General features: G+C 62.2%; 19 protein-coding genes. 7 read left to right on the top strand and 12 right to left on the bottom strand.

What is annotated here, in order from left to right; genetic code table 11:
- Window positions 1–366 precede the first annotated feature (366 nt).
- Entirely contained in the window at window positions 367–1,263 is an 897-nt protein-coding gene (serB, locus tag G442_RS0103995) for a phosphoserine phosphatase SerB (protein WP_026396937.1), read from the bottom strand.
- A gap of 60 nt (window positions 1,264–1,323) precedes the next feature.
- On the opposite strand from serB, the gene miaA reads away from it, so the two are divergent.
- The 4 genes from miaA (at window position 1,324) to ilvC (ending at window position 6,098) form a co-directional block, all read left to right on the top strand.
- Complete coding sequence (gene miaA, locus G442_RS0103990) at window positions 1,324–2,319, top strand: tRNA (adenosine(37)-N6)-dimethylallyltransferase MiaA (RefSeq protein WP_035376197.1); 996 nt, start codon at window positions 1,324–1,326, stop codon at window positions 2,317–2,319.
- Between the two features lie 137 nt (window positions 2,320–2,456).
- A complete protein-coding gene (ilvB, locus tag G442_RS0103985; protein ID WP_026396935.1) occupies window positions 2,457–4,274 on the top strand; it encodes a biosynthetic-type acetolactate synthase large subunit in 1,818 nt (605 codons plus the stop codon).
- A 162-nt stretch (window positions 4,275–4,436) separates the two neighbouring features.
- Entirely contained in the window at window positions 4,437–4,997 is a 561-nt protein-coding gene (gene ilvN / locus G442_RS0103980) for an acetolactate synthase small subunit (RefSeq protein ID WP_035376147.1), read from the top strand.
- An 81-nt stretch (window positions 4,998–5,078) separates the two neighbouring features.
- Window positions 5,079–6,098, top strand: a complete 1,020-nt coding sequence (gene ilvC, locus G442_RS0103975; protein ID WP_026396933.1) for a ketol-acid reductoisomerase — start codon at window positions 5,079–5,081, stop codon at window positions 6,096–6,098.
- Window positions 6,099–6,238: 140 nt separating this feature from the next.
- Here ilvC and G442_RS0103970 read toward each other — a convergent pair whose 3' ends face one another.
- A complete protein-coding gene (locus G442_RS0103970) occupies window positions 6,239–7,228 on the bottom strand; it encodes a zinc-dependent alcohol dehydrogenase family protein (RefSeq protein ID WP_026396932.1) in 990 nt (329 codons plus the stop codon).
- A gap of 151 nt (window positions 7,229–7,379) precedes the next feature.
- On the opposite strand from G442_RS0103970, the gene G442_RS0103965 reads away from it, so the two are divergent.
- A complete protein-coding gene (locus G442_RS0103965) occupies window positions 7,380–8,297 on the top strand; it encodes a LysR family transcriptional regulator (RefSeq protein ID WP_026396931.1) in 918 nt (305 codons plus the stop codon).
- 109 nt (window positions 8,298–8,406) lie between these two features.
- Here G442_RS0103965 and G442_RS0103960 read toward each other — a convergent pair whose 3' ends face one another.
- From G442_RS0103960 to G442_RS24890, 9 genes are all read right to left on the bottom strand, one after another.
- Entirely contained in the window at window positions 8,407–9,021 is a 615-nt protein-coding gene (locus G442_RS0103960) for a response regulator transcription factor (RefSeq protein WP_035376146.1), read from the bottom strand.
- Window positions 9,018–10,943 (bottom strand): PAS domain-containing sensor histidine kinase, encoded by a 1,926-nt coding sequence (locus tag G442_RS0103955; protein WP_026396929.1) that lies wholly within the window; start codon window positions 10,941–10,943, stop codon window positions 9,018–9,020. Before G442_RS0103955 ends, G442_RS0103960 begins: the two co-directional genes overlap by 4 nt.
- Window positions 10,944–11,362: 419 nt before the next feature.
- Window positions 11,363–12,298, bottom strand: coding sequence for an FAD-binding protein (locus G442_RS0103950; RefSeq protein ID WP_026396928.1), 936 nt, complete (start codon window positions 12,296–12,298; stop codon window positions 11,363–11,365).
- A gap of 2 nt (window positions 12,299–12,300) precedes the next feature.
- A complete protein-coding gene (locus G442_RS0103945; protein ID WP_026396927.1) occupies window positions 12,301–13,050 on the bottom strand; it encodes an electron transfer flavoprotein subunit beta/FixA family protein in 750 nt (249 codons plus the stop codon).
- 126 nt (window positions 13,051–13,176) lie between these two features.
- The gene (locus G442_RS0103940) at window positions 13,177–14,808 is read right to left on the bottom strand and encodes an electron transfer flavoprotein-ubiquinone oxidoreductase (protein WP_026396926.1); all 1,632 of its coding nucleotides are present in this window, start codon (window positions 14,806–14,808) and stop codon (window positions 13,177–13,179) included.
- A gap of 385 nt (window positions 14,809–15,193) precedes the next feature.
- A complete protein-coding gene (locus G442_RS0103935; protein ID WP_026396925.1) occupies window positions 15,194–15,862 on the bottom strand; it encodes a hypothetical protein in 669 nt (222 codons plus the stop codon).
- A gap of 487 nt (window positions 15,863–16,349) precedes the next feature.
- Window positions 16,350–16,550: a hypothetical protein gene (locus G442_RS0103925; protein WP_026396924.1), complete on the bottom strand. Its 201-nt coding sequence runs from the start codon at window positions 16,548–16,550 to the stop codon at window positions 16,350–16,352.
- 40 nt (window positions 16,551–16,590) lie between these two features.
- The gene (locus tag G442_RS0103920) at window positions 16,591–18,048 is read right to left on the bottom strand and encodes an MATE family efflux transporter (RefSeq protein ID WP_026396923.1); all 1,458 of its coding nucleotides are present in this window, start codon (window positions 18,046–18,048) and stop codon (window positions 16,591–16,593) included.
- Window positions 18,049–18,115: 67 nt separating this feature from the next.
- Window positions 18,116–18,256, bottom strand: coding sequence for a hypothetical protein (locus tag G442_RS24890; protein WP_154660344.1), 141 nt, complete (start codon window positions 18,254–18,256; stop codon window positions 18,116–18,118).
- Between the two features lie 32 nt (window positions 18,257–18,288).
- On the opposite strand from G442_RS24890, the gene G442_RS0103915 reads away from it, so the two are divergent.
- Window positions 18,289–19,713 carry an amidase gene (locus G442_RS0103915; protein ID WP_026396922.1) on the top strand — a complete coding sequence of 475 codons (1,425 nt, stop codon included), beginning with the start codon at window positions 18,289–18,291 and terminating at the stop codon, window positions 19,711–19,713.
- Window positions 19,710–19,916: a DUF3311 domain-containing protein gene (locus G442_RS0103910; RefSeq protein WP_026396921.1), complete on the top strand. Its 207-nt coding sequence runs from the start codon at window positions 19,710–19,712 to the stop codon at window positions 19,914–19,916. Before G442_RS0103915 ends, G442_RS0103910 begins: the two co-directional genes overlap by 4 nt.
- A gap of 103 nt (window positions 19,917–20,019) precedes the next feature.
- Here the strand turns inward: G442_RS0103910 and G442_RS20820 are convergent, their stop codons facing one another.
- Window positions 20,020–20,988 (bottom strand): hypothetical protein, encoded by a 969-nt coding sequence (locus G442_RS20820; protein ID WP_051291900.1) that lies wholly within the window; start codon window positions 20,986–20,988, stop codon window positions 20,020–20,022.
- Between the last annotated feature and the right edge of the window lie 465 nt (window positions 20,989–21,453).

Here is a 21,453-nt window from a genome sequence, read left to right as displayed (position 1 = left end):
TTTATCATATTCATTGAGACGAATACTTGTTGTGGCGCCATGAAAACGTCATCCAGCGGCGTTAAAAGACGATAGCCTGCGGAAGTTCTTTCATGTTATTTTGCGCCTTCCGCCCTCGCATTGTATCAGGGTCTTCGCTTTTTCAGCCGGTGCAAAAGCCCTGATTCTTTGTATCTCAACCGGGATGGAAAGACTTGTGCGTGCTTGCCGCAAGAACTCGTCACGGCGGCGAAAAGTGCGCTGCGCTATCTGAAAAGATGTGGCGGGTTTGAGACGCCCAAACGGGTCTGTTTCGTGTTACATTCATTGCGTGCTTCCGATGCCCGATGGCGTCGCAGGCGGTGGACCGTGCCGTTCACTGTGACATCAGTCCAGAACGAAATCGGAGGCTGCGTATCCCTGTGCGAACAAGGCCGTCCGCAGAGATGTGTAATCGATGCGGTTGGCGATTTCCTGACGCACGACGGGCTTTGCGTGAAACGCCAGGCCAAGGCCCGCCGCCCGCAACATTGGCAAGTCGTTCGCCCCGTCACCGATGGCGAGGGCCGCGGTGTCCGGCCGCCCGTCGAGAGCCAGCAGGCGTCGCAATTGCGCCAGCTTGGCGTCCGGGCCGAGGATGGGGTCTTCCACGGTTCCGTCCAGTTGGTCTCCAGTTACGACCAGCCGGTTGGCGTGATGCTCCGAAAAACCGCACAGCTTCGCGACCCGCGCGGTGAAGAATGTGAAGCCGCCTGAGACGAGGGCTGTGCGTGCGCCGTGCGCGTTCATGGTGGCGACTAGCGTGCGTGCGTCTTCATTCAGCCGCAGGCTCCCCCACGCCTCTTCCAGCAGGGAGGACGGCAGACCGGCGAGCACCGCCACCCTGTCGCGCAGCGCGGTCGCGAAGTCGATTTCGCCGTTCATGGACCGGCGGGTGACGGCGGCGACGTCCTCTCCGACGCCGGGGCGCAACGCCTCCGCATGGGCCGCGATGTCGTCCAGCGTTTCGTTCGCCACCATCGTGCTGTCCATGTCAGCAACGAGAAGCTGCTTGCGCCGCCCGTCGGCGGGCGTCATCAGGACGTCGATCCGACGGGAGGCCAGCGCGGCGCGAATCGTCTCGAAACGTTCGGCTGACAGGCGAGTGCAGGCGATGTCCTCCGCCTCTTCGGCTGACAGGGTGCGGTCCCTGCGCCCTTCGCTGAGAGCAAGGGCGGTGTCGATGTCGGCGGTGGAGAGAGCGGTCGTCCGCCGGTCGGCGACCAGAGTCATAATGAAGTCCATGGTAAAAATGCGTGTGGCAGGGATGGCGGTGTGAGGCAAGGCGACAAACCCGAGAACGTTTTGCGGTCGGATGGCTCTGGATCGCGGTCGCGCGTCGCGCTGATCGTCGCCGGGCCGACCTGTTCGGGCAAATCCGCACTGGCGCTTGGCGTTGCGGAGCGATTGCCGGGCGTCGTGATCAACGCGGACTCGATGCAGGTCTATCGTGAACTCCACATTCTGACTGCTCGTCCGACGCCCGAAGAAGAGGCGCGGGTTCCACATCGGCTGTACGGAGTGCTGCCCGCCACGGATGTCGGCAGCGTCGCGTGGTGGCGGGCCGAAGCGCTTGCCGCCATGGAGGCCGCCTGGGCCGAAGGCCGGACGCCCGTGTTGTGCGGCGGCACGGGCATGTATCTGCGCGCGCTGATCGAGGGGCTCGCCGAAGTGCCTGCGCCGACGGCGGAGGCGCGCGAGGAGGCGCGCCGCCTCGCGCTTGAACCGGCGGCGCTGCATGAGCGCCTCCTTGAGGTCGATCCGGAAACCGGCGGGGAGTTGCGTCCGACCGACGCGCAGCGTCTGGCGCGCGCGTGGGAGGTCTGGCGCTCGACAGGGCACGGCCTCGCCTGGTGGCGACGTCAGCCCGGCCTGCCTGCCGCGGAGTGCCGTTTCCTTGCGGTGCGGCTGCACCCGGACCGCAGCGAGCTTCGCGCCGCCATCGCCCGGCGGTTCGACATGATGATTGCCGCTGGAGCGGTGGAGGAAGTGCAGCGCCTGCTTTCTTTTGGACTCGATCCGTCCTGCCCGGTCATGCGTGCGCATGGCGTGCCGGAACTGACGGCGATGCTGCGGGGCGAGTTCGACGTGACTGAAGCCCGCGACCGCGCCGTGCTGGCTACGGGGCGCTACACGAGGCGTCAGGCCACGTGGTTCAACCATCACGCTCTGGCGGGTGAAGGTGACGTGATTACAATCGAAAAGAGAATTGGCGATGAGACGCAATTTATGGAAAGAAAAATAACGTCGATTGTATCTTTTGCGAAAGAGGCGATTGACGCGGCCGGGGAGCAGGGTTAAACCCGCGCTCCCTGCCGGGTTTTCCGGCAGGTCAAATCGCCAGGGCGCTGCCGGATGGAGCGGCGCGCCGGGCCAGATACCGAATGAACGTCAGCGCGATCAGATGCGCCGTCGAACGTCGGGGGAGCCAGAGGACAATGAACGCCGCCACTCAGACGACCGCCGCCCAGCCCAACGCAAGCACGACGCTCTCCGGCGCCGAAGTGCTTTTGCGCGCGCTTGAGGAGCAGGGCGTCGAGGTCGTCTTTGGATATCCTGGCGGTGCGGTCCTTCCGATTTACGACGCCCTGTTTCAGCAGGATCGCATTCGCCACATTCTGGTCCGCCACGAGCAGGCCGCCGTCCATGCGGCGGAGGGTTACGCCCGTTCGACAGGCCGCGTGGGCGTCGTGCTGGTGACCAGCGGACCGGGCGCGACCAACGCCGTGACGGGGTTGCTCGACGCGCTGATGGATTCCGTGCCGCTGGTGTGTCTTTCGGGACAGGTGCCGGTGCAGTTGATCGGCAACGACGCGTTTCAGGAAGCCGATACGACCGGCATCACGCGCCCCGCGACGAAATACAATTATCTCGTGAAGAAGCCGGAAGATCTGGCCCGCACGGTGCACGAGGCGTTCGAGATCGCCCGCTCCGGTCGGCCGGGTCCGGTTCTGATCGACCTGCCGAAGAACATCACCGTCGGTCCGGCGCCTTATGCGCCGCCTTCGACGCAGGGCCGTCGTTCCTATCAGCCGCGCGTTGAGCCTGACCGCGAGGCAGTGCGTGAAGCGGTCGCGGCGATGCGCCGCGGCAAGCGTCCGCTGTTCTATGTGGGCGGCGGCGTGATCAACGCGGGACCGGAAGCGTGCGAGGCGCTGGGGCGCCTTGTGCACATGACCGGCTTCCCCTGCACGTCCACGCTGATGGGCCTTGGCGCGTTTCCTTCCAGCGACCCGCAATTCGTCGGCATGCTCGGCATGCACGGAACTTACGAGGCGAATCTCGCCACGCATGATTGCGACGTGCTGATTGCCCTGGGGTCGCGTTTCGACGATCGCGTGACGGGCCGCGTCGACGCGTTCTCCCCGCGTTCCTTCAAGATTCACGCGGATATCGACCCGTCGCAGATCAACAAGATCATTCAGGTCGATATCCCGATCATCGGCGACGCCGGTCGGACGATCGCAGCGATGATCGAGGAATGGGAGCGGGCCGAGGGCCCGGCGCCCGACGCCGATGCGCTGAAGAACTGGTGGGAACATATTGAGGGATGGCGCGCGCTGGATTGCCTGCGCTTCACGCAGGACCCGGCGCCCGACGCGATCATCAAGCCGCAGAAGGCTATCCAGCGCATTTACGAACTGGCGCTTGAGACGGGGCGCGACACTTACGTGTCCACCGAAGTCGGTCAGCATCAGATGTGGGCGGCGCAGTTCTTCAAGTTTGAGCAGCCGAACCGCTGGCTGACCTCCGGCGGGCTCGGCACGATGGGTTACGGCCTGCCAGCGGCGGTCGGCGCGCAACTCGCACATCCGGATGCGCTGATCATCGACGTTGCGGGAGAGGCCTCCACCCTGATGAACATTCAGGAACTGGGCACGATCGCGCAGTACCGCCTGCCGGTGAAGCTGTTCATCATCAACAACCAGTATATGGGCATGGTGCGGCAGTGGCAGGAACTTCTGCACGGTTCGCGGTATTCAGAAAGCTACAGCTCTGCGCTCCCTGATTTCGTGAAGCTGGCCGAAAGTTTCCACGCGAAAGGCTTCCGCGCCCGCACGATGGCGGAACTCGACGACACCATCCGCGCGGCTCTGGCGCATGACGGCGCTGTGGTGGTCGATCTGTGCGTGGCCGAGGGCGAGAACTGCTTCCCGATGATCCCGTCGGGCGCCGCTCACAACGAAATGATCCTTGGGCCGGAGCAGGAGGCGCAGGGCGCTGTCGTGACGAACGAGGGCAAGATGCTCGTCTGACACAGTCGCAGGCATCGCCTGGCGGCGTCGGTTCTGGGCCGTCGCCGCCGGGCTTCCCTCCCGCGCGTGGCAGGTTTCCGCGCCGGGACGCCCTTTTCTTTTGCCGCCGTGGCGAGTACAGGCCATCAATTCTCGTCGCGGGGCGGATCGCGGATCAAAACGATGAAACACGCAGCAGGGGCGTCGTCAGCGACGACCTCCACCTCTCCTTCCGGACGTGACAACGACGAATACCGCGCGGTGATTTCCGTGCTGGTCGACAATGAAAGCGGCGTTCTCGCCCGCGTGGTCGGTCTTTTCTCCGGCCGTGGCTACAACATCGAGAGCCTGACCGTGGCTCCGGTCGAAGATGACGGCGCCCGTTCGCGCATCAACATCGTCACCTCCGGCACGCCCGCGATCATCGAGCAGATTCGCGCGCAGCTCGATCGCCTTGTGCCTGTCTGCCGCGTCGCCAACCTGACGACGCTTGGCCCGCACATCGCCCGCGAGATGGTTCTGGTGAAGGTGGTCTCCACCGGAGAGGCGCGCACGGAAGCGTTGCGCATCGCCGAGGCGTTCCGCGCCCGCGCCGTCGACACCACCGCAAGTTCGTTCGTGTTCGAGCTGACAGGCGCATCGGAAAAGCTGGACAGTTTTGTCGAGCTGATGCGCCCGCTCGGGCTGGCCGAGGTTTCCCGCACCGGCGTCGCCGCCCTGACCAGAGGGCCGCGCTCGCTCTGAGGATACACCCATACGACTGACGGCGCGGGACGCGTTCCCTGCGCCGCCTCGTGAAGATTTTCAACGAAAGGTAGAATGAAGATGCGTGTCTATTACGATCGCGACGCCGATGTGAACCTGATCAAGTCCAAGAAGGTCGCGATCCTCGGTTACGGCAGCCAGGGCCACGCCCACGCCAACAACCTGAAGGACAGCGGCGTCAAGGACATCGTCATCGGTCTGCGCCCGGGCTCCACGGCGATCGCCAAGGCTGAAGGCGCCGGCTTCAAGGTCATGACGCCGGACGAGGCGGCGAAGTGGGCCGATGTCGTCATGGTTCTGACGCCGGACGAAGGACAGGGTCAGCTCTACAAGGACTCGCTTGAGAAAAACCTGAAGCAGGGCGCGGCCATCGCCTTCGCGCATGGTCTGTCGATCCATTTCCGCATCATCGAAGCGCGTCCTGACCTCGATGTGTTCCTGATCGCGCCGAAGGGCCCCGGCCACACGGTGCGTTCCGAGTACCAGCGCGGCGGCGGCGTGCCTTCCCTCGTCGCGGTGGCGCAGGACGCTTCGGGCAGCGCGCTCGAAATCGCTCTGTCCTACGCTTCGGCCAACGGCGGCGGCCGCGCGGGCATCATCGAGACCACCTTCAAGGAAGAGGTCGAGACGGACCTGTTCGGCGAGCAGGCGGTTCTGTGCGGCGGCCTTGTCGATCTGATCCGCGCCGGGTTCGAGACGCTGGTCGAGGGCGGATACGCTCCCGAAATGGCGTATTTCGAGTGCCTGCACGAAGTGAAGCTGATCGTCGACCTGATCTATGAAGGCGGCATCGCGAACATGAACTACTCCATCTCCAACACCGCCGAATACGGCGAGTACGTCACCGGCCCGCGCCTGATCACGGCGGAGACGAAGGCGGAGATGAAGCGCGTTCTGACCGACATTCAGGACGGCACGTTCGTTCGCAACTTCCTGCTGGAGAACCAGTCCGGCAACATCGGCTTCAAGGCCATCCGCGCCCGCAACAACGAGCACCAGATCGAAGTCGTCGGCGAGAAGCTGCGCGCGATGATGCCGTGGATCGCGAAGTCGAAGCTGGTCGACAAGGCGAAGAACTAAGACATACGCGGCGGGGAAGGGCGGCGCTCTTCCCCGTGGTTGTCCGGCCTGCGACGCTTTGCTGCGTCGTGGGCTTTTTTTATGGGGTTATGGTGTGTTTGAATACGCCTGCCTTGTCCTTGAAGCTGACATCTCGGGTGTCAGACGATGACGACGATCTTTCCAATCTGTTCGTTTGACTCAAGAAAGCGAGTGGCATTTTGAATCTCATCGAAAGGAAAAGTTTTCGAGATCAACGGGTTCAGGGAGCCGTTTCCAAGGCCAGAAAGAATGAATGTCTTTGCGCGCGCAAGCATATCGTCATCATCGACTATTTCATTGTAGAGATAGCCCTTTAAAGTAAGGCTTTTGCCGAGAACTGTGAATTGCGGGAATATCCCCGTATCCGGACTAAGGGCGCCATATTCGAGCAGAATGCCTCGGCGAGCCATTGCTTCTGTCAAAATGGCGATTTCCGGCCCGCCGATAGGATCGAATACGACGCGCGCGCCCTTACCCTTCGTGAGTGCCATGACAGTTGTGACCAGATCTTCTTCTGCCGTGGCGATGACGTGATCAGCACCAGCATCGAGCAATGCCTGACGTTTTGCGCTAGTTCGCGTCGTCGCAATGACCTTGGCTCCCACGGCATGAGCAATCTGAAATGACGCTATGCCGACACTGCTTGACGCTGCTGAGACGATCACGAAATCCTCGCTTGTCAGCTTCGCCTGCTCAATCAACGCGCCCCAGGCTGTGATATACATCATCCATGAAGCGGCCGCCTGAGCGAAGGACAGATTGGCGGGATGCTTCACGACGTGGCGGGCTGGGATGTTGATAAGTTCCCCATACGTACCCCAGCGGGCCATGTCTTCGGTCGGAATGACGCTGACCGCATCACCGATGGAAAACCCGGTAACGTTGTCTCCAAGTGCCTCGACTATGCCCGCAGCTTCATAGCCGAGTCGGCTCGGAAATACCGCTTTCTGGACATAGGCGTTCCGCCGGAACATCACTTCGGCGCGGTTTAACCCGATCGCCTCGACGGCGATCCGGATTTCATCGGCAGCTGGCGGCGCAACGTCGATGTCCTCGATATGCAAAACATCTGCATCACCAAACTCATGGAAACGGACAACACGTGACATGGCGCGTTTTCTCCTCTCAGGACGTAGAGTCAGAAAATGTGGCGGCGTACGCCGTCATCCCGCACATATCTAGGCGCGTCATTCCTGGGTCGGAACCGTCGATATCCTGATTTCATTGTTATGCCTATCGATAACAATTAAGATGCTGAGCATGGATTTTATTCAACAGCTTCGCATCTTCGTCGGTGTCGCAGAGCATCGCAGCTTTGCCCGGACTGCGGAAGCTTTGCGGCTGACACGTCCCGGTGTGACAAGCGCGATTAACGCCCTGGAAGACAGTGTCGGAGTGCGTCTTCTGCACCGGACCACCAGACGCGTTTTGCTCACAGGTGAAGGAGAGCAGCTTTATGAGCGGGCCATACATCTGCTTGCTGACGTCGATGACGTGCAAGGTCTATTCGGTAGCTCAGGCGAGCGCCCGCACGGCAGGTTGCGAGTCGACATACCTGTGGCGATTGCTAAGCCTTTTATTATTCCTGCGCTCCCGGACTTCATTCGAGCTTATCCAGATATAGAAATTATTTTGGGAGTTAGCGATCAGCCAGTCGACTTACTGGCCGACGGAGTGGATTGTGTAATTCGTCTCGGAAAATTACCTGAATCTAGTATGGTAAGCCGAGTTATCGCGCAGATGACAATAGCGATTTGTGGATCGCCAGAGTATCTCGCAAGGTATGGTTTTCCTAAAACCTTTTCTGATCTCGTTAATCACCGTGCTGTTAATTATTTTTCTGGCCGAGGTCATCGAGCGATGCCTTGGCAGATACCCGATCGCGATGGGGTTCGCGAAATTACGCTCAAAAGCGGCGTGCTGGTAAACGACACAGAAGCGTTCATTGCTTCTGCGCTGGCCGGAATGGGGCTTGCACAAGGTCCCGGCGCCTGCATGGCGGATCACCTCGAAACGGGAAAGCTTGTCGAGGTCTTGCCCGAAGAGCGGAAGTTGCGTCGACCGCTTTCGATCATGTATCCGGCCCGTCGACATCTTGCGCCACGTGTCCGAGCATTCATGGACTGGTCGGAGCATATTATGACGTGTCAGAAAAGCGAATGGATTTCCCCAAGGTAGGGGAGGCATGAACTTTTCATGATTTTTACGCAATAGCCGACGTTCTGCTTCCCCCAATGCCTGTCATGCCCTTCGCCACGGTGTGGCGCTGACGCATCGAAGCCCTACATCACCTGCGAACTCCCAGAGCCTCCAGCATACGCACCAGGTCGGCCAGCGATCTGGCCTCCATCTTGCGCATCACCTTTCCCCGGTGAACCTTGACCGTGATGGTCTCGATGCCGAGTTCAGCCGCGATTTGCTTGTTCATCAGGCCGGAAACCGCCAGCGCCGCCACGTCTTTTTCGCGGGGGGTCAGCGTCGCGTAAAGCGCGTCGAGGGCGCTGCGGCTGCTCTGGGCGCGCAGTCTTTCCCGGTCGGCGGAAAGCGCCTTGTCCAGAGCTGCAAGAAGAGCGTCGTCGGAAAACGGCTTGCTGAGAAAATCCACAGCTCCCTGCTTCATGCTGCGCACGGCGGAGGGAACGTCGCCATGTCCGGTCATGATGACGACCGGCAGAAGGATATCCTCAGCAAGAAGCCTCTCCTGCACCTCCAGACCGTCTTCTTTTTCCAGCCTTATATCCAGCAGCAGGCAGGCGGGGGTGAGCGGGTCGTAGGCGTCGAGAAAGACAGAAGAATTTTCGTGCAGGAAAATCTCGAAATTTTCCGAACGAAGCAGGCTGTCGAGGGAGCCGCGAACATCCGCGTCGTCGTCGACGACATGCACCCGGCCACGCATCGTCATCGAGATTCCTCCGTTGAAGGCCATTGAAGTTCGACGGACGCTCCTCCCTCGGGACGATTTTTCACGCCAAGGCGTCCTTCATGCGTTTCCATGATTGTTCTCGACACAGAAAGGCCCAGCCCTACGCCGCCTTCCTTGCTGCTTATGAACGGAGCGACGCCATCTTCCAGAAGTTCTGGCGGGAAACCCGTTCCGCTGTCTTCAACGGTCAGCGTTAGGCTCGCTCGCGATACATCTTTCGCGGCACTTAGTATAAGATTTCGTGGACGGTCGGAGACTGCGCTCATGGCCTGGGCAGCGTTTAACATGACGTTCACCAGCACCTGGTGAATCTGCACCCTGTCGCCGACGAAATACAAATCCGGCGCGGTGACGTGGTTCTCGGCGCGGACGCCGTAGCGTTGAAATTCGGACGAGAGAATTTCGACAGTCTCTGTAATGACGTTCGCAAGAGAGAGTTTTTCATGTTCCGGCGTCTGGCGGCGGCTCATGGCGCGGATACGTTCGACCACACGCGCGGCTCGTTCCCCCGTGCTGACGATGCCGTCCAGACACCGCCCTACCTCATCCAGATCAGGCGTGTCGCGACGAAGCCAGCGCCGCCCGGAGCGGGCGAAAGTCACTGTCGCCATAAGAGGCTGATTAATCTCATGCGCCACGACCGCCGTCATCTGTCCAAGGGCGGAGATGCGGGATGCGTGCGCGAGGTCTGTTTGCATCTGTTCTACCCTCGTGCGCGCCTGATTGCGTTCGGTCATATCCACTGCGGTGACGAGGATCGTGTGGCTTTCTCCGTATTGCGCGCCATGGCTGACGGTGAACGCCACGTCTCTCTGGCAGGATTCCCTTGGCATGACCGTGCATGACAGTTCCTGCCGGACGCCTTCGGCGAGCGCGCGAATAATAGCGTCGCGGAACAGTCGGCGGCCTTCGTCATCAAGGATCTTCGTAAGATCGGCGGCGTAGGCTACTTTCGGGCCGACAAGACGGTCGGCGGCTTCGTTCTGCGCCAGCACGATGGCGTCTGCTCCGTGGGAGTCGGTCGATAATTCGAAAATCGGCACGCCTGCGCCGTTGAAAATCGCCTTGTAACGGCTTTCCGATTCCATGCGCCCGGCCTGTGCGAGACGTTCCTGCGTGAGGTCGGCGCTGAGTTCGATCACGCCCCCTTCGCCGCCATATTCGCCCACTTTTCCCATCCATGTGCTGGTGAGGATCATGGGGCGGCCGTCCCTATCCAGCCGCGTAATTTCTCCGGACCACAGCGCGCCCGGCGCAAGGCGGGGGGCGCTTGTCGCGGGGAAAGATGTCTTGAGCAGCGACTGGACTTTCTTGCCCAGAGCTTCGTCTCTCGACCAGCCGTAAAGACGGGTCGCGCCTTCGTTCCAGTCGATGATCCTGTCGTCGTTGTCCCGGATGATGACCGTATCGTGCGTGAGAGCCAGCCACAGGCTCTGTTCCGAGAGCCGGGAACGTCCCGCCTGTGCGCGACGTGACAGGAAGGTTGCGACCATAATCGCGACCAGGCTGATGCCGAGCCGGATATAGGCGCTGTTGAAAGATTCTCCGTAATGTTTGATCAGAAAGGAGATCACCGCCAACGTCGAATAGGTTGCTCCGGCGGCTACGATAGTGCGGGCGCTGCCAGCTTCGGCGATGAACAGGATGCACAGGACATACAGAACCGCCAGCGCGTCATGCGTCGACACGACCGTGCTAAAAAGAAAGACGCCGATGCTCAGGATCAGAACGATCAACCACCGTATCGGAGTCATGGCGATGCTGTTTTCCTGTTTCCGGGCGGTCTTTTTCCGCGATGTCAGAGGCGTCTGAACGTAGGCGCGAAACGCCATGACCCTAAACCATGGCGCAGACGCCGTCACCCTGATCTGCGGCGCATTATCGGAGAACAGGTCGACCATCCGCTTTTGTAAGCTGCGGCGTTTTGCTTCGTCTATTCAAGGAAAGGGGAGCATGTAGGGCGGCGCCATCGTTTCATATTCATTGGCCCGATCCGCTTTTTTTGGTCGAATATGGCGGTATTCACCGAGGGCGACGACGCATCGACGGAGCGCGGGGGAAACTCTGGCTCATAGCGGGTGGATGCGTCTGAGTCCTGACAATGGAACGAGAGTCGACGCTAAAAATGTGGCTCGGTTCGAAAGGTGCGCCTGCCGCCGTTCTGCGCGGCTGAGCCACTGTGGCGCTTCGGCTCCCCCTGACGGAGTGTCGACGCGCCAATCCTCACGAGAAGGCGAACACTCGAGACTTCACAATAAAAAATCCCCGCCTAAGCAGGGATTTTCATTAACCGCGATCTGCAGACTGCCGTGTGCGGCGTTTACAGCGCGGCGGCGAGCTTGGGAACGACGTCGAACAGGTCGCCGACAAGCCCATAATCCGCGACCTGGAAAATCGGCGCGTCTTCATCCTTGTTGATGGCGACGATGACCTTGCTGTCCTTCATGCCCGCCAGATGCTGGATCGCGCCGGAAATGCCGACAGCGATATACAGCTCCGGCGCGACGATCTTGCCGGTCTGGCCGACCTGATAATCGTTGGGCACGTAGCCCGAATCCACGGCGACGCGGGATGCGCCGATGGCGGCGCCCAGCTTGTCGGCTAGGGGCTCCAGCACGGTCTTGAAGTTCTCGCCGTTCTGCAGCCCACGGCCGCCGGAGACGATCACGCGCGCGGACTCCAGTTCTGGTCGGTCGCTGGTCGGCGTCTCGGCGGAAACGAAACGCGACGTGTCGCCCGCAGCGGGAGCGGCGGCGTCTTCGATGGAGGCGGAACCGCCTTCGGCCGGGGCCGGGTCGAAGCTGGTCGCGCGGATGGTGAGCACTTTCTTGGCGTCCGCCGATTTGACCGTGGCGAGCGCGTTGCCGGCGTAGATCGGGCGGACGAACGTGTCGGCGTCGACGATGTCCAGCACGTCGGGGATCGGCTGCACGTCGAGCAGGGCGGCAGCGCGCGGCAGCACGTTCTTGCCCACGGACGATGCGGCGGCGACGATGTGCGAGTAATCGCCAGCGAGCGACACGAGGAGGTCGGCCAGAGGTTCGGCCAGCGTGTGCGCCAGGGCGTCGCTTCCGGCCTTCAGGACCTTCGTCACGCCGGGGATCTTCGCGGCGGCTTCGGCGCCCGCGCCGACGGATGCGGCGTCGCCGACCACGAGGGCATGGACCTCGCCCAGCTTGGACGCTGCGGCGATGGCGCTGCGGGAGGCCTGACGAACGTGACCGGCTTCGGTCTCGACAAAAACAAGAACGGTCATGATCAGATCACCTTGGCTTCGTTACGCAGCTTCTCAACAAGCTCCTCGACGGAGCCGACCTTGACGCCGGCCTTGCGGGCGGGCGGTTCGGCGACGGAGACGACGGTCAGGCGCCGCGTCGTATCGACGCCGAGGTCGCTGGCCTGCAGCGTCTCAAGCGGCTTCTTCTTCGCCTTCATGATGTTGGGCAGGGAGGCGTAGCGCGGTTCATTGAGGCGCAGATCGGCCGTCACGATGGCGGGCAGCGCGATGGAGACGACTTCCGTGCCGCCATCCACTTCACGCGCGACTTCGGCGCGACCGTCGGCCAGTTCCACCTTGCTGGCGAACGTGCCCTGCGGCCAGCCGAGCAAGCCGGCCAGCATCTGGCCGGTGGCGTTCATGTCGTCGTCGATGGCCTGCTTGCCGAGGATCACGAGATCGGGCGTCTCGCGCTCGACGATCGCCTTGAGGATCTTCGCGACCGCCAGCGGCTCCGGGCTTTCTTCCGTCAGCACCAGAATGGCGCGGTCCGCACCCATCGCCATCGCCGTGCGCAGCGTATCCTGCGCCTGCTGCACGCCGATCGACACGGCGACGACTTCCGTCGCAGCGCCTTTCTCGCGCAGCCGCAGAGCCTCTTCGACGGCGATTTCGTCGAACGGGTTCATCGACATCTTGAGACCTGCGGTCTCGACGCCTGTCCCGTCGGCTTTCGGGCGGACCTTGATGTTGTAATCGACGACACGTTTTACCGGGACGAGAATTTTCATGGTCTTCTTGCCTGATACCCGTTGGCGGCGGTGCGAAGCGGGGTCCTGAGGACGCCCCTGCATCGCGCCGCCTGAGAAAATGACTGCCCTAAGCGACAGAAGGTCTAGCGTACGCCGGTCGGGAAATCACATCCCGCCCGGATAGTTCGGACCGCCGCCGCCCTCGGGCGTGCACCAGTCGATGTTCTGCGCCGGATCCTTGATGTCGCACGTTTTGCAATGCACGCAGTTCTGGGCGTTGATCACCAGACGCGGATCGCTGGCTTCGTCCCCGACTTCGTAAACGCCTGCCGGGCAATACCGGCTCTCCGGCGCGCGGAAGACGTCCCAGTTCACCGTCTTCCACAGCGCGGCGTTGCGGAGCTTCAGGTGGACCGGCTGGTTTTCCTCGTGGTTGGTGTTGGAGAGGAAAACGGACGACGGCTTGTCGAACGTGATCTTTCCATCCGGCTTCGGATAGGCGATCGGCTGCGACGTGCTCGCTGGCGTCAGGGTCTCGTTGTCCGCGTGCCTGAAGCGCAGCGTCCACGGCGCCTTGCCGCGCAACACCATGGCGTCAAAACCTGAGTACAGCGCGCCGAGCTTCGTTCCCCAGCGTGAGAACGCGGGCCGCACGTTGCGGGCCGTCTTCAGCTCGTCATACAGCCACGATCCGCGCACGCGGCTGGTGAAGGACGCGGGTTCGACCTGCTCCGTCTTCAGCGCATCGGCCACGGCCTCGGCGGCCAGCATGCCGGACTTCATCGCCGTGTGCGTGCCCTTGATCTTGGGCGTGTTGAGGAAGCCTGCGCTATCGCCGATCAGCGCGCCGCCGGGGAAGGTCAGGCGGGGGATGGACTGGAACCCGCCTTCCGACAGGGCGCGCGCGCCATAGATCAGACGACGTCCGCCTTCGAAATGCGGCTTGAAAACGGGGTGCAGCTTCGTGCGCTGCATCTCGTCATACGGCGAGATCCAGGTGTTCCGGTAATCCAGCCCGGTGACGAAGCCGTAGGAGACGAGGTTTTCGCCGAAATGGTAGAGCCACGCGCCGCCATAGGTGTGGTCGTCGAGCGGCCAGCCGAAGCTGTGCACCACGAGGCCGGGGCGATGGTTGGCGGCGGGGATTTCCCACACTTCCTTGATTCCCAGCCCGTAGGTCTGCGGGTCGACGCCCTTGCGCAGGTCGTAATGCGCCATGACCTGCTTGGTCAGGGAGCCACGGCAGCCTTCGGCGAACAGGGTGTATTTGCCGCGCAGCTCCATGCCCTCGGCGTAATTGGGGCCGTGCTCGCCTTCGCGCGTCACGCCCATGTCGCCGGTGGCGACGCCGACGACGCGATTTTGTTCAATCAGAACCTCGGAAGCGGCGAAGCCGGGATAGATCTCGACGCCGAGCGCCTCGGCCTGTTCCGCCAGCCAGCGGCACACCTCGCCCAGACTGACCACATAATTTCCGTGGTTGGCGAGATGCGGCATCACCTTCTCAAGCGCCGGAACCTTGAAGCCGCGCGATTCGGTGAGGAAATACATCTCCTCCTCGGTCACTTCGGTCTTGATCGGCGATCCGAGATCACGCCAGTCGGGGAGAAGTTCCTCCAGCGCCCGGGGCTCGATCACAGCGCCGGAGACGATATGCGCGCCGATTTCGCTGCCTTTCTCAATCAGGCAGACAGTCGCGTCCGGCGCGACCTGCCGCAGGCGGATCGCAGCCGCCAGTCCCGCAGGCCCTCCACCCACGACGACGACATCAAAATCCATCGCCTCGCGTGTGCTCATAGCTTCTCTACTCCGTCTCCGTTGCCCGGCGGGCGCCTCCGCAGTGCAAGGCGGTTCCACCGCGCGGTTCGTCGGCTCCATGCTCCTGGGAGCCCGTTTTCGCCGCAAAAATCTTCTGTCGCGGTTCCTCTGACACAGGCAAACCGCTTCGTCGATACGCCGAAGACAAGGACGCCTCCGGACACACGACTGATTCGCGTTAGAAAACGGACAGGTCAACCGTCAGGTTGCAACCTGACGAATGCGGAAACTGGGGGCAGTAGGGGAAGTTATGAGATGTTGGCATGGTCCGTCGCCGGATGTCGGGGCGGCGCATGACCGCCGCTACGTCACCTTGCGACGCGCAAGTCCGCCGCTGTCAGGAAATTTCAGGCTGTGTGCGAGATCAGGAGGCCGGACCGAAGGCGAGTTCGTGAGTCGCCCGCCACGTCGAATCGACATAATTGACGATCAGTCCGCGCCGCAGACCTGTGATCGGTCGCGCCGCGAAACCATGCCACGTGTCGTCGCCCGGGACGAACAGCGTGCCGGTATTGAAGCGTCCCGAACTGCGTTTGGCGGGAACGCCATCGGGCGTCATCAGGTCGGTGCCCCACTGCTCCGCGTCGGCGTGGGTGGACAGCGACACCAGCAGGGTGAGCTTCTTGGCTCCGATATCGGTGTGCGGCTCCAGCCAGAAACCGTCGGTGTCCAGGCTCAGCTCGAGCCTGAGCGCCGTGTGGTCGAGGTCCGCGCCGCACATAGCTGAAATCGCGCGTCGGGCCTCTGCGCTGTCCAGCACCTCCGCCATCTCGTTCAGGCGCTGGTCGCGAGCCCGCGCGCCGGGCTCGACGAACACCCGCGCGCCGTTACGGGTTTCCCGCCGTCCGCCGGTGTCGCCCGCCATCTCGCCTGCGGCGGCTTCCCAGGCAACCAGAGCGTCACAGGCGGGCTTCGGCAGAACGTTGTCGATCGTCCAGTGGCGGAACGGGTGGGTCGAGACTGTCGCAGCCGCGAGCGCGCCCTTGAAATTGGTCAGAAGCGCCGCGTCGGACGTTGTGTCTGTATTCGTCATGTCGTCTTCCTTACTCGCTCGCCACGCGCCTTGCAGCCCCGGCGACCGGATTGTGGACGCCGCCGTCCTTGGCAGAGCGCGGCCGGACAAGGCGGCGTACGCCTCAGGACAAACGCGAGGCGCGACCACGCCCCGATCCTGCCCCCGTGGCGCGCCGCAGGCAAGCAGCGCTCAGGCGGTCGCGTCGGCGCGCCCGCGTATGTCCCTGTTCACCCGGCGTAAAACGCAAGCCTGCGCAAGCGTCGTCACGCCTGCAAACGGGCCCTCAGGCAGGCGATGCTCTGCCGCTTCGTGAGACGAGGGGTTCGGAGGATATGGGCCCGAAGGCGCATATTCGCGGCGCTCAGCCACTGTTGCCGGGCATCGGCAGCGTCTGGTTTATTGAGAGCTATTGCAAAATGGGCGGACCTGCCGGATTGGCCTAACACAAGCTCTCGCGTGTGGCTCGGGCAGCAGGCTTTATAGCTTTCGTGAAGAGTGGTCGTCGTTACTCGCCAAGCACTGCTCGGGCGCGGTGGACCACTGTTTCGTATTCCTCGTCGCTCAGTTCGCCCCGGCGATGGAACTCGCTCGCACGCGCCAAAGCGTCACGGGCATGACCTGCGTCCGGAATGGGATAGCGTCGTCCCGACAGCGCGAATGCGTCGTCGGGCAATGCGTCCCGCTCGGCCTTGCTCAGCTTCGACATGGGCGTCTTACTCTTCAGGGCAGACAGTTTTGAAACCGTCTTATTTCGATTCGGACAGCGCGGCTTCCTCGATGGCGTCGAGATCCGCCATGGCGGCTTCCGGGCTCAGCGTCGGCACGTCCGACGCTGCGACGATGGCGTCCGTTTCTGGCGTAACCTGCCCGACGTTCAGGTTTGCGACCACGCGAAAGGCCACGACCACGGCCAGGGAGCCGAACAGGACGCAGCCCAGCGATTGCCCGATCTGCACGCCTGCCGCGCCGTAACGCGCGCCGACTGTGACGAACGGAATGGTCCCGAGCGTCGCGCGCCCCCAGTTAAACAGCGTCGAATAGATCGGGTGGCCAAGATTGTTGAAAGCGGAGTTGGCCACGAACAACATGCCGACGAACAGGTAAGACGAAACCGTCCACGAGCAGAACAGGTGAATCAGCGTCGCGCCGTTGCCTGTGGCGTGGAAGCCGGCGACCAGCAGGTTCTGGATGAGCGCGAGCACGACCCAGGTTGTCGCGACGCACAGAGCGACCAGCGTCAGCGACGACCGCAGCACTTCACGCACGCGGTCGAGTTTCTTCGCCCCGAGATTTTGCGCCATGATCGGCCCGACCGCGCCGGTCAGGGCGAAAACGAACGCGAACGCCACGACGACGATACGCTCCACGGACGCCTGTCCGCCGACTGCATCGAGCCCGAACCGCGCCATGTTTCCCGTCACGTAAGCAGAACCGACCGGCGTGGCGAGGTTGGTGAGGATCGCGGGGCCGGCGATGGAGGCGACGCGTTTCGTGTCGCCGGGAATCGCATGTAGTTGCGGCTTGCGCAGCAATCCGTGCGCCCCCGCCCCGCGCATGCCCAGCATGAGGACCGCAAAACGCGAAAGGACGGAACTTATCGCCGCGCCTGTCAGCCCCTCATGCATGCCAAGGATCAGCGCCGGGTCGAGGATCGCCGCGACGATGGCGCCGCCCAGCGTCACGTTCATGGAGCGTCTGGCGTCGCCGACGGACCGCATAAGCGCGGAACTGGACATGCCGAGCGCTACGAACGGCAGGAACGGCGAAACGATATAGAGGAAGCGCTCCGCCTGCGTCAGCGCTTCTCCTGATGCGCCGAGAAGCCGCAGGATCGGGTCTGCGAAAAGCGCCGTCGCAACGCCCAGCAGCAGCGTCAGGACGAACGTGGTGGTCATGAAGGAGGAGGCCACGCGTTGCGCAACGTCGAACCGGCCTGACCCTATCTCTCGCCCCACGCAGGCGCCGAGTCCGATCGTCAGTCCGATGGACACCGCGATCTGCACGCCGCCGATCGCGCTAGCGAAACCGATCGCGGCGGTCAGCGCCGGATCGCCGAGATGGGCGATATAGATCATGTTCAGCAGATCGACGGCGAAGACGGCCATAAGGCCGATGGCGCCCGTTCCCGCCATGACCATCACATGCCGCATGATGCTTCCGGTGACGAAGCATGCGCCGCGTCCCGGCGCTGTCTTTCCGCTCATTGAAACCCCGTCCGCTGCGAGCGTCCCGCAGCGGCTCCGACTGTCGTTCATCACAAGTATGGCACGTTCACGCCGTGGCGCGAATGCTCGATTGCGCATTGCGGACAGTAAATTGAGGCTCCACGATGACGGCGGCGCGCCATTTGGGTTGTTGCGCGGGGCTGGGCGAGATTTCATAATGATCGAGAAACGATCTGCCGCGCTCCACGCCGCATCACGCCATCGCAGAGGATCCTTCTGATGACGACGCCGCTGTTTTTATGGCCCGCGACCCGCATGGCCGAAGCTATCCGCACGGGCGAGGTTTCGGCTCGCGAATGCGTTCAGGCGGCCCTCTCGCGCGTCGAAAGTCTCAATCCGCGCCTCAACGCCGTCGTGCAGTTCATGGCGGAGGACGCCATCCGGCAGGCGGACGAAGCAGACCGGGCCGCGCGTTCGGGCGCGGAGGTCGGCCCGCTGCATGGCGTGCCGATCACCATCAAGGTGAACGTGGACCAGAAGGGCTACGCCACCACCAACGGCGTCGTCGCCCTGCGGGACGCCATTGCGAAAGAGGACTCGCCACAGGTCGCGTCATTGAAGGCGGCAGGCGCTATCGTGATCGGGAGGACGAACACGCCAGCCTTCTCAATGCGCTGGTTCACCGACAACGCGTTGCATGGCCGGACCGTCAACCCGTGGAGCCCGGCCGTGACGCCCGGCGGATCAAGCGGAGGGGCGGGGGTCGCGGTGGCGACGGGCATGGGGGCGATCGGACACGGCAACGATTACGGCGGGTCGATACGATATCCGGCCTATTGCTGCGGGGTTGCAGGATTGCGGCCGTCGGCTGGTCGTGTAGCCGCGTATAACCCTTCTTCGACTGTCGAACGCAGCCTGACCAGCCAGATGATGTCCGTGCAGGGGCCTCTGGCGCGCTGCGTCGCGGATCTGGGTCTGGCGCTGCGCGCCATGGCGCGCCCCGACCCGCGCGACCCCGGTTATGTGCCTGCTCCTCTGGATCACGCCGGGTCTTTTCGTTCGGGCAAGCGGGTCGCCGTATTTCGCGGGACCGATCCCGGCTCTACGAATCCGGCGTCGCTCGTCGCTCTGGATCGCGCGGCCGCCGCGCTTGCCGAGGATGGATACGTCATCGAAGACGCCGCGCCGCCGCACTTCGATGACTCCGCCGCTCTGTGGGCTGCGCTGGTTTTCAACGATCTCAGCGGCGCCGCTTTCGAGAAAATGAGCGAACTGGGGGACGAGGCTTTGCGGCGCACGCTCGCCTATTCGGTTGGCGTGACGAAAACGTTGGACCGGGAGGCCTGGGCGGCGTGTTTCGCCCGTCGGTTCACGTTGGCGCGCGAGTGGTCGCTCTTCCTCAACGCCTATGACGTCCTGCTGACTCCCGTGTCTTTTGCGCCGCCGTTTCCCGTCGATCTCGACGTGCGCTCGCAAGAAGATTGCGTCGCGACGCTGCGCGATCAGGCGCCGTTGCTGCCAGCCGCGCTGTTCGGCCTGCCTGCGCTGTCGATTCCCACCGGTGTCGTCGACGGCTTGCCCACGGGCGTGCAGATCATCGCAGACCGTTTCCGCGAAGATCTCTGCCTGATGGCGGGGGAGACGATTGAACGCGCCGTCGGCCCGGTCTGGCCTGAACTTTACGCGCGGGAGGCGGGGGTTTGAGCGCCGCCGCCCGTCTTGGCGTCGGGTTGGGAATCCCCGCCGTCGCGACGTTGGCCCTTATTCCCGTTGTTGGCCTTGTTCATGGGACAGTCTTGGGATTTCCGGTCGTGATCGCGGCGTCGCTGGCGGTTTTCGCCCTGACCAGCGGATGTATGGCGATCTGCTGGCTGGTCTGGGACCGGAAGGCGCCCGATCGTCCTTAGATGCAGACGATCCTGACGTTGCGGGAGCGTTCGGCGCGTCGTGATACTGGCGCGCAGTCGGTGAGTAGGGGAGCGGCGCTTCTGTTTGAAAGGTGACTCGGGGCTAGAGCTGGTAAGCAAGCCCCAGGCGCAGTTGGACAGCGTTCGAGCGTGTCCCGGCGCGCGACGCTGAGGTGAACTTTGCGTCCTCTCCATAGAAATTAGCCGTAAAAATTTCCGGGCCGCTGGCTTTCCTCCAGATATCGGAAGAGTGGGTGTGTCCATAATCCATGTACGCGTATCTTACCCCGCCGGTCAGGTGGAGCCGACGCGTCATCCGGTAATCAAGTGCGACGTCCCCGCTCCACTCCGGTCGGGCTCCGTTGGAGCCATAGACCAGATCAGCGCTCCCCGCATCGAGATATTCCGCCCACCCGGCGCGCCCTCGGATGACCAGTCGCTTCGTGAGGGCATAATCCGCATGCAGGGCAAGTCCAACATACCCAAGGCCCAGACTCGTGAACGAGTTTCCGCCGCCCGCTGTGTATCCACCCTGAAATACAGGGGTAAGCATCAGCCTGTTATGGGCGAGTTGAAATCCCTTTCCGATCTCGCCGGTGACATTGATCGTATTATGCGTAAAGTTGTCTCGATAACGCGCTCCGCTCGCCGAACGTCTGCCGCCGTCTACATTTGTCCAGACATAATCCTGTTGCGCCGACATATCCCCACTACCAAGGTTGAATATGCCTGCGGCGTAGAGGTTTCTGACCCGCCCGATATCGAACATGTATTGAGCATCGGCCCGAAAGCCTGGCCGCCAGCTTGTTAGGTGCGCGCGCGAAGAGGTCCGGTCGCTCCAGTCGTATTGTGGGTAGTAGGGCGACGTGATCGCGGTGTTCAGGCCAGCTGTTCCAGCGAGCGCATCATAATTCCCGGTGATCGACAGGCCGACCTCGCGGTTGACCGCAACGACGGGCGACGTTTCTGCGAACGCATTGGGCGTCGTCACACATGCGCCGAATGACGCCGCCACAGATGCGGCGCCAAGCAGAACGATCTTTGGAATGGCGTGACATCGTCTGGAACTCATGAACAAACTCTCCGTGGCGCAAAGGCGTCCGGCACGGAATGCCACAAGTCTCAATCATGAAACAGTGTCATAGTTTGTCACTGTTTGACATATTGTGTTGATTTCATACCCTGATGCTTGACGGCCCTGGTGTGGCTCCTTCCGGGCTGGCGCATTGGATGGGTATTGTAATAATTAATTGTCGTATAATTTTAACTTAAATTTATAAATAAATTATTTATATATATCGTCATTATTGCCATTAATGCTGTGAATGCAGTGTGTATTTTAGTCTGATATTGTTCTGGATCGGTCGTGAATTGCCGATTGCGATCCGTTTTCGCTATTGGCGTTTGTCGAAATCACGCTGCTTGAGCAGGCCGAGTCTTCCGTGCGTGAGGTGGAGGCTGTTCGCTGGCTGAAAGCTGGCAGCCGATCTGCTCATGATTGGATGAGCAGTCGCATCCGCAAGTCATGCAATCGTGT

The sequence above is a fragment of the Acetobacter nitrogenifigens DSM 23921 = NBRC 105050 genome (assembly GCF_000429165.1).
Classification (GTDB): Bacteria; Pseudomonadota; Alphaproteobacteria; order Acetobacterales; family Acetobacteraceae; genus Acetobacter; species Acetobacter nitrogenifigens.
Note: the sequence above shows the minus strand (reverse complement) of the source record. Positions and strands in the feature narration are given on the sequence as shown.

Excerpts from the sequence above, each read along its gene's own strand:
- serB (WP_026396937.1), bottom strand. The coding sequence starts at position 1,263 with ATGGACTTCATTATGACTCTGGTCGCCGACCGGCGGACGACCGCTCTC.
- ilvB (WP_026396935.1), top strand. The coding sequence starts at position 2,457 with ATGAACGCCGCCACTCAGACGACCGCCGCCCAGCCCAACGCAAGCACG.
- ilvN (WP_035376147.1), top strand. The coding sequence starts at position 4,437 with ATGAAACACGCAGCAGGGGCGTCGTCAGCGACGACCTCCACCTCTCCT.
- ilvC (WP_026396933.1), top strand. The coding sequence starts at position 5,079 with ATGCGTGTCTATTACGATCGCGACGCCGATGTGAACCTGATCAAGTCC.
- G442_RS0103970 (WP_026396932.1), bottom strand. The coding sequence starts at position 7,228 with ATGTCACGTGTTGTCCGTTTCCATGAGTTTGGTGATGCAGATGTTTTG.
- G442_RS0103965 (WP_026396931.1), top strand. The coding sequence starts at position 7,380 with ATGGATTTTATTCAACAGCTTCGCATCTTCGTCGGTGTCGCAGAGCAT.
- G442_RS0103960 (WP_035376146.1), bottom strand. The coding sequence starts at position 9,021 with ATGACGATGCGTGGCCGGGTGCATGTCGTCGACGACGACGCGGATGTT.
- G442_RS0103955 (WP_026396929.1), bottom strand. The coding sequence starts at position 10,943 with ATGGTCGACCTGTTCTCCGATAATGCGCCGCAGATCAGGGTGACGGCG.
- G442_RS0103950 (WP_026396928.1), bottom strand. The coding sequence starts at position 12,298 with ATGACCGTTCTTGTTTTTGTCGAGACCGAAGCCGGTCACGTTCGTCAG.
- G442_RS0103945 (WP_026396927.1), bottom strand. The coding sequence starts at position 13,050 with ATGAAAATTCTCGTCCCGGTAAAACGTGTCGTCGATTACAACATCAAG.
- G442_RS0103940 (WP_026396926.1), bottom strand. The coding sequence starts at position 14,808 with ATGAGCACACGCGAGGCGATGGATTTTGATGTCGTCGTCGTGGGTGGA.
- G442_RS0103935 (WP_026396925.1), bottom strand. The coding sequence starts at position 15,862 with ATGACGAATACAGACACAACGTCCGACGCGGCGCTTCTGACCAATTTC.
- G442_RS0103925 (WP_026396924.1), bottom strand. The coding sequence starts at position 16,550 with ATGTCGAAGCTGAGCAAGGCCGAGCGGGACGCATTGCCCGACGACGCA.
- G442_RS0103920 (WP_026396923.1), bottom strand. The coding sequence starts at position 18,048 with ATGAGCGGAAAGACAGCGCCGGGACGCGGCGCATGCTTCGTCACCGGA.
- G442_RS0103915 (WP_026396922.1), top strand. The coding sequence starts at position 18,289 with ATGACGACGCCGCTGTTTTTATGGCCCGCGACCCGCATGGCCGAAGCT.
- G442_RS20820 (WP_051291900.1), bottom strand. The coding sequence starts at position 20,988 with ATGAGTTCCAGACGATGTCACGCCATTCCAAAGATCGTTCTGCTTGGC.